Here is a 12108-nt window from a genome sequence, read left to right as displayed (position 1 = left end):
TTACAAAATTTCAATAAAAATATAATTAATAATATATTGTTAATTATATTTTTAGACATATGGAATCAATTAAATTTTTTAATGTAGATGGGCTGATAATAATAGTTTTTCTACTTATAAATTTATTGGTTGGCCTATATGCTGGGCGCAGTGTTGCTACTCTTAAAGAATATGCCATTGGTAACAGGGATTTTACTACCGGAACTTTAACCGCCGCCATTGTTGCCACCTGGATTAGCGGTAGTTATTTTGCTATTGCGGTTTCAGAAGTGTATAAAAATGGTTTGTGGTATGTGACTTCTTCTTTAGGGCTTATTTTATATCTTCTCATTATTGGGCTAGTATTTGCTCCAAGAATGAAAGAATTTTTAGGCAAATTATCAGTTGCAGAAGTAATGGGTGATTTATATGGTAAAAATATAAGGCTCATCACCGCTATTACTGCAATAGCGCAGGCAGTGGGCATGACCGCTTTGCAAATTAAAGTATTTTCAACTATTTTTAGCCATTTTTTAGGGGTGGGTAGTGTCTATGCCGTTATTGTTAGTAGCTTTGTAGTAATTGCTTATGCTGCTTTTGGCGGAATAAGGGCGATTACATTTACTGATGTACTGCAATTTATTATTTTCATAATATTTATCCCCTTATTTACGTTGTTTGTTTGGCAGTTTTTAGGCGATAAAGAATTAATTATCAGTACCTGGCAGACTAATCCTAATTTTGATTTAGGCAAAATATTTAATTTTCATCAGCTTAAATTTTGGGAATATCTAACTCTATTTATATACTGTGCAATACCCAGTTCAAGCTCTACCATTTTTCAGCGAATATTGATGGCAAAAAACCTTACGCAAATCTCGCAGGCTTTTACTAGGGCCGCTATCATAGTATTATTCATTCATATATTTATCTGCTTTATTGGTTTTATAGTATTATCTCATAACCTTAATTTAGATCCTAATAATATAGCAATATATGTGTTAGATCTTTACAGCACTATTGGCCTTAAAGGCTGGTTGGCCATTGCAGGGATTATGGCAATGATCATGTCCACAGCTGATTCTTGGATTAACACTGGATCAGTAATTTTTGTGAATGATTTTTGTAAATCATTAAATATAAAAATTAAAAATGAATTGTTATTTATAAGGGTTTTTGCGGCCTTTATTGGAACTTTTGCGGTTATATTGGCGCTTTCTGCAACTAATTTGCTTGAGTTGCTGTTATTGCAAGCTAATTTTTATAAACCAATTGTAACCATTCCGCTTTTACTTGCCATTTTAGGTTTTAGAACTTCTACCAGATGTGTGTTAATTGGCATGGCCGCAGGCTTTTTAACTGTGATCATTTGGAAAGCGTTTATCCAACCTATTATAACAATAGATAGCCTGGTTCCTGGCATGCTTGTTAATCTGATATTTTTAGTTATCTCTCATTATCTGTTAGGTGAATCAGGGGGCTGGACTCATACTAAAAAAAAACTATTATTGAAAAAACTTCAACTTAATAAATCTAGCACTAATAGTGCTTATACTAAGGTTAAATATGAATTTTAATATTGATATTGTTATTATCTTAGCTTTTTTAGCTATAAATTTATTTGTTGGTCTTTATACCGGTAGGGGTATTAAAAATATTAAAGAATATGCCATAGCTAACCGTAATTTTTCAACTCCCGCTCTTACTGCTACTATTGTTGCCACCTGGATCAGTGGTAGTACTTTTGCTGTTGGTATTTCTGAAACTTATCAAAATGGTTTATGGTATTTATCGGCTCTATTAGGAAACGTCTTGTATCTTTTAATAGAAGGATGGGTATTAGGTCCAAGAATGAAAGAGTTTTTTGGTAAATTATCGGTTGCCGAGGTCATGGGTGATTTAAATGGTAATAAAGTTAGATTAATTACTTCTATTGCCGCCTTAGCGCAAGCAGTGGGCATGACCGCCTTACAAATTAAAGTGTTTTCAACTATTTTTAGCCATTTTTTTGGTATTGAAAGTATGTATGCAGTGTTTATTAGTAGCTTTGTAGTGATTGTATATTCTGCTTTTGGTGGAATTAAGGCGGTTACTTTTACTGATGCAGTACAATTTATAGCATTTGGAGTATTTATCCCGATGTTTGCTATTTTTCTTTGGCAGGCTTTTGGTAGTAAGGAGCTAATTATCAATACATTGCAGACTAATCCTAACTTTAATGTTAGCAAAGTTTTTGATATTCATAATGTAAAATTCTGGGAATATTTCTGTTTGTTTATATATTTTGCAATACCAGGTTCTAGTTCTACTATTTTTCAAAGGAGTTTGATGGCAAAAAATGTTAAGCAAATTCGTACATCATTTACAGCAGCTGCAATTATAGTCTTATTTATTCGTGTATTTGTATGTTTTTGCGGCATAGTAATTTTATCTTACAATCCTAATTTAGATCCTAATAATGTTGCCATGTATATCATTGATAATTATACCTTCTCTGGCCTTAAAGGATTTGCTATAGTTGGCATTATGGCAATGATTATGTCCACTGCTGATTCGTGGATTAATACTGGTTCAGTCATTTTTGTGAATGACTTTTGTAAGTCAATTGGTATAAAAATTAACAATGAATTGTTACTTACTCGTTTCTTAGCTATAGCCATTGGTATAGGAGCAATTTTTCTAGCATTATCAGCAACCAATTTGCTTAAGTTGCTGTTATTGCAAGCTAACTTCTATAAGCCTATTGTAACTATCCCGCTGTTATTTGCCATTTTAGGTTTTAGAACTTCTGCCCGTGCCGTGCTGACCGGTATGTTTGCAGGATTTGTTACCGTAGTGATTTGGCGGACATTTATCCAACCTAGCTTAGGGGTTGATAGTTTGGTGCCGGCCATGCTTGCTAACATAATATTTTTGCTTGCAGCTCATTATGGCTTAGGTGAGCCAGGAGGCTGGATTGGTACTAAAAATGTAGCATTACTTAAGGAAATGGAGTTTCAACGCAAATATCAAAAGCAAATGAGGCAAAAATTTTTAAGTAATATGTTTAATAATCTTCTCCATCCTAATTTTGTTAGATATTGTGCAGTTAATTCTCCAAAAGAAAGTATGACCTATACCGCTTATGGTGTTTTTAGTATTATTTCAATCATGCTTAGCATTTTTCTGTTAGATAAAGCTACTTATCAATTTTATGCGAATACTATCAATCTTATTGAAGCGGGCACTTTGTTTATAGGTACTGGTTTGATTTGTAATGCCTTATGGTCAGAAAGTATTAGAGTTAAATATTTAGGTTTTGTCTGGCATATCGCAGTGTTTATAACACTTGCTTTTGCCAGTAGTTTTTTAGTTATAATTAGCCATTTTGCTGAAACCAACTTAATAATTTATGTTCTTAATTTAGTTATGATTAGCTTGCTTATTAAATGGCAAATAGCTTTACCGATGATCATTATAGGGGCTAGTTCTGCTGCAATTTATCACCAACTTTATTTGGGAGATATAGATACCAATATTGATGCCTATGATTTAAAATTAAGGATAAGCTATATATTACTGATGATTAGCGCTATGGTAGTAGTATTCTTTAAACCTAAGCAAGACCAGCAAGCGCTTGAAATCTTGCGTAGTAGCCACTTAGATGGGCAATTGCGCCAATATAAAGAAGAGTTGATTAAATCTTTAGAGCTTAAAAATGAGTTTTTAAATAATCTCAACCATGAGGTGAGAACACCTATAACTGGTATCACTAGCTTAGGAGAAGTTTTATATGATAATTATTATAAATTAAATGATGAAAAACGTTATCATCTTGCAAAAACTATCGCTGATAGCTCTGATCGCCTTATAACACTTATGAACAATATTTTAGATTTATCTAACTTAAGTAGTTTACAAACCAAATTGGATATTAGAGAAACTAATTTAAGCAATTTAGTAGATGAGCGTATTAGGGAAGGGTGTCAAATTAATCAAAAGAGTGAACAGTTTGAATTGGTAATAGATGTAGAGCCTGATATTACAGCAGAATGTGATCCATATTATATTCAGCAGGTGTTCGATAATTTAATCAATAATGCAATCCAATATAGTAATGAAGGCACTATCATTATTACCCTTAAAAAAACAGCAAGCAATTCCCAGATAGAATTTAGCATTGCTGATCAAGGTCTGGGGATACCTAAAGAAGAGTTAATTGAAATTTTTGAGCCTTTTACTATCGGGTCAAAAACTCGCAATATGGCTGGCGGCAGGGGTATAGGTCTTGCTTTATGTAAAAAAGTAATTGAACTACACCAAGGTAGAATATGGGCTGATAATAATCAGGATAAAGGCTCGGTCTTTACTTTTGTACTGCCAATAAGATATAGTAAAGTTACTCAAGGTATAATTGATAAGTCCTTTGTATAACCCATAAATAGAGGGGAAATTTTTAATAGACTTGAGTAAGTTTAATAAAATGCTTAAAAACCATTTGAGAAGTATAGATTGTAGTTAGTAAAGTTTGTTCAATTTATTCTAGTGCAATTTGGGTGATTACAGTGCCGAATTTAAGCTCTAGGTGGGTTAGTTGCTTGGAAAATTCTCCGCCTTATTTATCTTTTTTTAAAGATTTTGTGCATCTTCCTGGTTGAGCAAAGGATCTAATAAAATTTGGAGGATGAATTTTTGCGTTATCAATAGACTTTTTAAGAAAATAATAGCTTTTGCTTACCATGAAATCTACATAATAAGCCAACTGGTTAGGCTAAATATCTTATTCGAATCCTGAGGGTATAACCTTATATCCCTCCTAAACTTAAACCCAAAATATATTGGGTAATAGCTCTAATTAAAAATCAAGATGAAAATATTTTAACGTAGCTTCAAAATTTACTTGCTTTATTATTTAAATTAACTTAAAAAGAACCTATCCAAATTTATGGCCCCTTCGTCTAGCGGTTAGGACACCACCCTTTCACGGTGGTAACACGGGTTCGAGTCCCGTAGGGGTCACCATCTTTATAATTTTCCTAAGTATAAATTCTCATTTCAAGGTGGCTACCTGCCAATTAACTTTATTTTTATTTAACTAAGGGCTGCAGTGCAATAAATTATCTGAGTTATAGTAAAGGGTTGTTGCTTAAAGCTATTTTAAACTATTGTGTATTTACAGATATCAAAATACTTTTTAACATTTGCTAAAAATTTTAAAAATTATCCTCAAAATCTCATTGGTACAATTTTGTGGACATCAGCTATAACCTAAAAATTTTAATTAGAAGTGTGGTGTTCGATATTATCCACATCCATGTCCATTTGATAATATATTTCATTCACTTCATCCAGTAAATTGCCATCATGAGATTTTAATATAGCAATGACATCAAAGCTTCCTAGGTTTTTGGTAATTAAATAATATCGCAAAGTGCAATGGATATTATCAATGCAAGGAAGATGCTCTTTGAGTTCCACAACCCAGCATCCGGCTATTAACTTTACATCTGCAAGTTGCTTGCTAATAGCTGATCTATCGCTTACTAACTCAACACCATTAACGAGTTTTTTGAAATTTTCTGCAAAAAGGATAGGTATTTCTTGTTTGAAACTATCATCTAAAGATTTTCCAACTTTATGTTGAAAAGCGTTATACTGTTTAGCCAGATTTGCAATAGTCATACATACGTTCCTTTTATTCAAGCATATTAAAGAAATCTTATAAAAATTTTGGAGGTTATATAGGTTAAACAAAGATAATTTTAACCAAAAATTTTAAGTTACGATTAAGCTTGAAGTTACAAGCTTTTATAAAGAATCACTTCTTTACTGCAGGAAAAAATCCTTGATTTTCAACTATCTTAGTTTATTTTGTTTGTAAATTAACTTTAGGAAATAAACATGGCAATAATGGCTGATAGTTGGATCAGACAAATGGCTTTAGAACAAGGAATGATAGAGCCGTTTGTTGATACCCAGCAAAAACTTGATAATAAAAATAAGGGAATTATTTCTTACGGACTTTCTTCATACGGTTATGATGCCAGAGTTGCGCCAGAATTTAAAATTTTCACTAACGTAGATAATGATGTGGTTGATCCTAAAAATTTTAGCAACTCAAGTTTTGTGAAGCGCGAAAGTGAAGCGTGTATTATTCCTCCCAATAGTTTTGTATTGGCTCGTACAGTGGAATATTTTCGTATCCCACGTGATGTGTTAGTTATATGCGTAGGTAAATCTACTTATGCTCGTTGTGGCATCATTGTTAATGTAACCCCGCTTGAGCCGGAATGGGAAGGGCATGTTACATTAGAATTTTCTAATACTACACCACTTCCTGCCAAAATTTATGCTAATGAAGGTGTGTGCCAGTTCTTATTCTTAAAAGGTTCTGAAATATGCGAAGTTTCATATGCAGATCGCGCGGGTAAATATATGGGGCAAACTGGCGTTACCTTACCTAAGGTTGTAAATGGATAAATTTGTTATAACAGGTGGTAAACCTCTTTATGGTGAAGTGGTAATAAGTGGGGCTAAGAATGCAGCTTTGCCTATTATGACTGCCAGTATCCTTTGTTCTGGTGAACTTACTATTGATAATATTCCGTTTTTGGCAGACATAGTTTCAATGAATCGCTTACTACTGCAACTCGGTGTAGAAATACAAGTTAATGGCTATACTACTGAATATGAAACCTGGTCTAAAAAACTGGTAATTTCAGGGGATAATATTAATGATTTTACAGCACCTTATGAGTTGGTGCGAAAAATGCGTGCTTCAATTATTGTTTTAGGTCCATTGCTTGCTAGGTTTGGTAGGGCGGTAGTTTCCCTTCCTGGTGGTTGTGCTATTGGTACGCGTCCGGTAGATTTGCATCTTGAAGCTTTAAAATTAATGGGAGCTAATATTAAAATTGAAGAAGGGTATATTTACGCCGATGCTCCAAACGGTTTAAGTGGCGCGGAAATCAATTTTGCTAAAGCTTCCGTGGGTGCAACTGAAAATATTATGATGGCAGCAAGCTTAGCTTCTGGCAAAACTATTATTAATAATGCTGCCCGTGAACCAGAAATCATTGATTTAGCCAGATGCTTAAATAGTATGGGCGCGAAGATTACTGGCGAAGGAACCGAGCAAATTATTATTGAGGGTGTTAATAAGTTACGTTCTGCGGCACATACCATCATCCCTGATCGCATCGAAGCAGCTACTTTTGCAGCAATTGCAGGTATTACTAATGGTGAAATTCATTTGCACCATATTACTGCTGAAGTATTTAACGGAGTAAAGGAATTTTTTGTAGAGGCTGGAATAACCATTGCTGAGGATCAAGGTAAACTAGTTATTAAAAGATCTGAATCTCATTTAAGACCTTTAGAAATTACTACTAATCCTTTTCCGGGGTTCCCTACGGATGCGCAAGCGCAATTTATGGCAATGATGACCATCGCCAAAGGTAAATCTATTATTACTGAAACGGTATTCGAAAATCGGTTTATGCATGTACCTGAGTTAATTAGAATGGGCGCAGATATTGGTATTTCTGGTAACACGGCAGTAATAAATGGGGTAAATGCTTTAAATGGTGCAGAGGTAATGTCGACCGACTTAAGAGCTTCAGTGAGCCTGATTATCGCAGCACTTTCTTCTCCTAAAGAGACGGCGATAAACCGTGTATACCATCTTGATCGCGGTTATGATCGTATTGAGGCCAAGTTACAGAAGCTAGGTGCTAATATTAGTAGAATTAGGTCAGTTAATGGTTGATGAATTAGATTATTTAAGACCATTTTTGGTTGGCTCAAGTAATATTCGCGGTAAGATTGTTAAAGCCGGTAAAAATTTATCAGAAATTATTGATAAGCATAGATACCCTCAAGCTATTTCAAATATTTTATTTGAAGCTTTAATGATTGCGAGTATGTTTGGGAGCGATTTAAAAAAGGATGGTATTATTACTATCCAAATGGTGAGTAATAAAATCATTAAACACTTGGTCGTGGATGCAACTGATAAGCTGGATTTACGAGGATATGTAAGTTTTGATCCACAAGAATTAGCAGAAGCGCAAAACCCCAATTTTGAAGATTTATTAGGGCAGGGGAATATAACCATTACGATCGATTTAGGTGAGGGTTATGATAGATATCAAGGTATTGCGGAAATCACTGGAAGCGGAGTTGCTGAAATATTTATGAATTATATTAGTAATTCCGAGCAATTGCCTACTATTATTAAAATAGCAATCTCTGATGACGGAGATTACCGAGGTGGTGCTTTAATGGTGCAATATATACCTGGAAATTCTAGTATTTTAGCTACTAATGAAGACTGGCGTGAGGTAGAGATGTTTACCAATACCATTACTCAGGAAGAGCTGTTAGAAGAAAATATAGATGGCAAGGGCTTGCTAAAAAAGCTTTATAATGAGCATGATGTAATGGTATTTGACAAAAAGCCTTTAGGAAATAAATGCCGTTGTTCTCATTTAAGAGCATTGAAAGTAATCAAATCATTGCCGCAAGAAGAGATCGATAGTTTAAAGATAGATGGTAAAATCTCAGTTAAATGCGAATTTTGTAAAAAAGAAATGATTTTAGAAGACATATAATATAATTTTGCTATATTTAGCAATAATTAATAAATATTAGATCTTTTACAAAACCAAATAATGAAGCAGGGTTGATAGAGAAATCGGAAGCGAGCACCGGAGAATACCAGATAGTATTTTTCGAAGCTTAATCCGGATTGGATAATAAAATTGTCTTCAGAAAGTAGGTTTTCTAAGAGATCTGTTAAATAAAGAAGGAATAAAAATGGCTAAAGAAGAGCTTATAGAATTTGAAGGGCAAGTTGTTGAGTTGTTGCCTAATGCTACCTTTAGGGTTAAATTAGATAATGGCCATGAGATTATAGCCCATACTTCAGGTAAAATGCGCAAAAATCGTATTAAAGTTCTCGCAGGAGATAAAGTCACTATCGAGATGACCCCATATGATTTAACTAAAGGGCGCGTAATTCATCGTCATAAAAGCTAAGTTAAGTTTTGAAGGAATGAATCTGTTAAGCAAATTACAGTTTAAAAAAATTCTTTTAAGTATGAGCCTGTTAAGTGTGGGCTTAATGTTTTTTACATCTATAATTACTTACGACCCAGCAGATCCTTCGTTTAGCCATGCAACTACTATCGATAAATATCACAATTTTTTAGGTAAGGTAGGTGCACATTTAGCAGATTTAATATTACAACCTTTTGGTTACTCTTCGTTTTTAATTCCTCTGGTAATAGTTACTTATAGTCTACATTTGTTAAAAAATACTCAGCCTAAGTTTATTAAATTTAGGTTGTTACTTTTACCGATCACTTTAACTATAGTTTGCGTAGCATTTAGCTTTCTTCCTATTATTGAAAAATTTGATATTATCAGTGGTGGGGGATGGGTCGGTTGGTATGTGAAATCAAAATTTGCAACCATAATATATCAATATCAAAAATTTATTTTACCTGCCTTGTGGATAATAGGAGTGGGATTATTTTTTGCTATAATTAGTTTAAATCCTCTAAAATTTATTAAATTTATCATTAACTTAATTCAAATTATTACAAGACTAAATTTTAAGTTTAAACGGAATAAAAATGCCGCTTTAGCTGATGATGAAAATAGTGAGCTATCTGATTTTAATGATGATTACCAATTGGAAGATGATATTATTTTTAAAAATGATGAGGAGCATACACTCGCCAAATTTACTGATAAGGTTAAAACAAAACTTACTAAAACCAAGATAAAATCACCTATTGAGGAAGAAATTTTAAATAAACGCTATATTTTACCTGATATTGATCTTTTAGCTAAGGCAGGTAAGAAAGTAGTAGTTATTAGCAAAGTTTTTCTTGATCAGCAGCTTGAAAGATTAAGTGGAGTATTAAACGATTTTGGTATTAAAGGAGATATGATCGATGTTAAGCCAGGGCCGGTGGTTACCCTTTATGAACTCGAGCCTGCTGCTGGCACTAAATCTTCGCGTATTATTGGTTTAGCAGATGATATTTCGCGCTCAATGAGTGCTCTCTCTGCTAGGATTGCAGTAGTGCCAGGAAAAAATCTTATTGGAATTGAGTTGCCTAATAAAGAACGTGAAGTAGTATTGCTTAGGGAAATTTTAGAACAGGACTCTTTTAAAAACTCTACATCCAAGCTACCTCTTGCTCTAGGAAAAAATATTGGAGGGGAGGCGGTAATTGCCGACCTGGCACGTATGCCTCATTTGCTAGTAGCAGGTACTACCGGTTCAGGTAAATCAGTGGCAATTAACACCATGATTTTATCGCTGCTATATAAACTTACTCCTGAGCAGTGTAGGTTTATCATGATTGATCCCAAGATGTTAGAATTATCAGTTTATGATGGAATTCCACATTTACTATCACCAGTGGTAACAGAGCCCGGTAAGGCTGTAGTAGCCTTAAAATGGGTAGTAAGAGAAATGGAAAATCGTTATAAACTTATGTCTAGTATTGGCGTAAGAAATATAGACGGATTTAATGAGAAAATAATTAATGCAAAACGCCAAGGACTAAAACTTACCCGTAGTCTGCAAACTGGCTTTGATATGGAGACTGGCAAACCGCTCTATGAAAAATATGAAATAGATGATAATGCCTTACCATATATTGTTGTAATTGTAGATGAAATGGCTGATTTGATGTTAGTTGCAGGTAAAGATATTGAAGCTTCAATTCAACGTTTAGCTCAAATGGCTCGCGCGGCTGGAATCCATATCGTTATGGCAACCCAACGTCCTTCGGTGGATGTTATTACTGGGGTGATTAAAGCTAACTTTCCAACTAGAATTAGTTTTCAGGTGACTTCTAAAATTGATAGTAGAACCATTCTAGGAGAGCAAGGGGCAGAGCAGTTACTGGGAATGGGTGATATGTTATATATGGCGGGAGGAAGTAAAATAACTCGTGTTCATGGTCCATTTGTTAGTGATCAAGAAGTAGAAAAGGTAGTTAGCCTACTTAAAACACAAGGTGAACCAAATTATATTGATGATATTACTAAAGAACAAAATACTGAGGACAATTTCGGAGATTTTGGTGGTGAAGGTGGTGATTCTTTATATAGTCAAGCTGTACAAATTATTTTAAGAGACAAAAAAGCTTCTACTAGCTACATTCAAAGATGTTTAAAAATTGGTTATAATAGGGCGGCAAATATCATTGAACAAATGGAAAGAGAAGGTATAATCAGTGCTGCCAATCACGTTGGAAAAAGAGAAATTTTATTAAATAGCGACAATGAATAAAAAAATATTATGCTTTATTTTATTAATGGCTTGTGGGCTTATCAGTTTTTCAGTCAATGCAGAGAAGGTTAAACCTCTTTCACAACTCGATTTTGGTAGTCAAGTTCAAGAAGAAGTATATGGAACAACAGAGGACCATCTCAGTGTATATGGAGTACGGGAGGATTCGAGCGTTGGACTGCAGTTGACCGCCGAATTAAAATCTAACAAGAGATTTATTGATGATTTTGTAGAGCAAGTTAATCAAGAAGATATTAGTACTGAACTTGGGAAGCAAGGTGGCTGCAATCAATGCAGCGAATATACCAAAGTTGTAAATTACTTAAATAGTATTAAAACCTTAGTTGCTGATTTTATTCAAATTGCACCAGATGGTAGCAGTAATGAAGGCCAGTTTTTTTTAAGTAGGCCGGGTAAGCTTAGATGGCATTATCATCCACCTATCCCTGTATTAATTATTATTAATGGTGGATTTTTAATATATTATGATTACGAGCTAAATGAGGCGACTTATACTAATGTTGATGAGGTTATGGGTTCGTTCTTAACTGCTAAAGTGATAGATTTTAAAGATGATAATATTCGAACTGAGCATGTTAAAAAATATGGATTATTGAAATTTATCGTAACTAAAAATAAATTAAGTAAAAACAAGCAGGGTTTTAAGAAAATTACCTTAGTATTTACTGAAGCGCCGTTTGAGCTAAAAAAATTAGAATTTACTGATCAAAATAATCAGCAAACTTCAGTTTCATTTCATAATATGAAATTTAATGTTGCTGTTGATAATAAATTGTTTACATTTAAAAATCCTACGATAATCAAAAAACAATAGA

General features: G+C 33.7%; 8 protein-coding genes, 1 tRNA gene and 2 pseudogenes. 10 read left to right on the top strand and 1 reads right to left on the bottom strand.

The window, feature by feature from the left end; genetic code table 11:
- Positions 1–59: 59 nt before the first annotated feature.
- From EF513_RS01605 to EF513_RS01595, 3 genes are all read left to right on the top strand, one after another.
- On the top strand, positions 60–1556 hold the full coding sequence (locus tag EF513_RS01605; RefSeq protein WP_125215670.1) for a sodium:solute symporter family protein: 1497 nt from the start codon (positions 60–62) through the stop codon (positions 1554–1556).
- Complete coding sequence (locus EF513_RS01600; protein ID WP_125215669.1) at positions 1546–4392, top strand: sodium:solute symporter family transporter; 2847 nt, start codon at positions 1546–1548, stop codon at positions 4390–4392. The genes EF513_RS01605 and EF513_RS01600 overlap by 11 nt, the downstream gene beginning before the upstream one ends.
- Positions 4393–4905: 513 nt before the next feature.
- Positions 4906–4980, top strand: a tRNA-Glu gene (locus EF513_RS01595).
- 255 nt (positions 4981–5235) lie between these two features.
- Here the strand turns inward: EF513_RS01595 and EF513_RS01590 are convergent.
- Positions 5236–5640 carry a hypothetical protein gene (locus tag EF513_RS01590; RefSeq protein WP_125215668.1) on the bottom strand — a complete coding sequence of 135 codons (405 nt, stop codon included), beginning with the start codon at positions 5638–5640 and terminating at the stop codon, positions 5236–5238.
- A 219-nt stretch (positions 5641–5859) separates the two neighbouring features.
- Here EF513_RS01590 and dcd point away from each other — a divergent pair, with 219 nt between their 5' ends.
- The 7 genes and pseudogenes from dcd (at position 5860) to EF513_RS01560 (ending at position 12107) form a co-directional block, all read left to right on the top strand.
- Positions 5860–6438 (top strand): dCTP deaminase, encoded by a 579-nt coding sequence (dcd, locus tag EF513_RS01585; RefSeq protein ID WP_125215667.1) that lies wholly within the window; start codon positions 5860–5862, stop codon positions 6436–6438.
- Positions 6431–7726 carry a UDP-N-acetylglucosamine 1-carboxyvinyltransferase gene (gene murA / locus EF513_RS01580; RefSeq protein WP_125215666.1) on the top strand — a complete coding sequence of 432 codons (1296 nt, stop codon included), beginning with the start codon at positions 6431–6433 and terminating at the stop codon, positions 7724–7726. Before dcd ends, murA begins: the two co-directional genes overlap by 8 nt.
- Complete coding sequence (gene hslO / locus EF513_RS01575; RefSeq protein ID WP_125215665.1) at positions 7719–8570, top strand: Hsp33 family molecular chaperone HslO; 852 nt, start codon at positions 7719–7721, stop codon at positions 8568–8570. Before murA ends, hslO begins: the two co-directional genes overlap by 8 nt.
- 205 nt (positions 8571–8775) lie before the next feature.
- The gene (infA, locus tag EF513_RS01570; protein ID WP_125215664.1) at positions 8776–8997 is read left to right on the top strand and encodes a translation initiation factor IF-1; all 222 of its coding nucleotides are present in this window, start codon (positions 8776–8778) and stop codon (positions 8995–8997) included.
- 16 nt (positions 8998–9013) lie between these two features.
- Positions 9014–9490 (top strand): annotated as a pseudogene (locus EF513_RS08130) (DNA translocase FtsK 4TM domain-containing protein); the annotation flags it as partial.
- 213 nt (positions 9491–9703) lie between these two features.
- A pseudogene (locus EF513_RS01565) lies at positions 9704–11272 on the top strand (DNA translocase FtsK); the annotation flags it as partial.
- Positions 11265–12107, top strand: a complete 843-nt coding sequence (locus tag EF513_RS01560; protein ID WP_125215662.1) for a LolA family protein — start codon at positions 11265–11267, stop codon at positions 12105–12107. The pseudogene EF513_RS01565 and the gene EF513_RS01560, both read left to right, overlap by 8 nt.
- Position 12108 lies beyond the last annotated feature (1 nt).

The sequence above is a fragment of the Rickettsiales endosymbiont of Stachyamoeba lipophora genome, from assembly GCF_003932735.1.
In the GTDB taxonomy this organism is placed as follows: domain Bacteria; phylum Pseudomonadota; class Alphaproteobacteria; order Rickettsiales; family 33-17; genus RICK01.
The sequence above is the reverse complement of the archived record's forward strand: the minus strand, read 5'-3'. Positions and strand labels throughout refer to the sequence as shown.

What these genes read in the sequence shown, in the direction of transcription:
- EF513_RS01605 (WP_125215670.1), top strand. Translation starts at nt 60, where the DNA reads ATGGAATCAATTAAATTTTTTAATGTAGATGGGCTGATAATAATAGTT.
- EF513_RS01600 (WP_125215669.1), top strand. Translation starts at nt 1,546, where the DNA reads ATGAATTTTAATATTGATATTGTTATTATCTTAGCTTTTTTAGCTATA.
- EF513_RS01590 (WP_125215668.1), bottom strand. Translation starts at nt 5,640, where the DNA reads ATGACTATTGCAAATCTGGCTAAACAGTATAACGCTTTTCAACATAAA.
- dcd (WP_125215667.1), top strand. Translation starts at nt 5,860, where the DNA reads ATGGCAATAATGGCTGATAGTTGGATCAGACAAATGGCTTTAGAACAA.
- murA (WP_125215666.1), top strand. Translation starts at nt 6,431, where the DNA reads ATGGATAAATTTGTTATAACAGGTGGTAAACCTCTTTATGGTGAAGTG.
- hslO (WP_125215665.1), top strand. Translation starts at nt 7,719, where the DNA reads ATGGTTGATGAATTAGATTATTTAAGACCATTTTTGGTTGGCTCAAGT.
- infA (WP_125215664.1), top strand. Translation starts at nt 8,776, where the DNA reads ATGGCTAAAGAAGAGCTTATAGAATTTGAAGGGCAAGTTGTTGAGTTG.
- EF513_RS01560 (WP_125215662.1), top strand. Translation starts at nt 11,265, where the DNA reads ATGAATAAAAAAATATTATGCTTTATTTTATTAATGGCTTGTGGGCTT.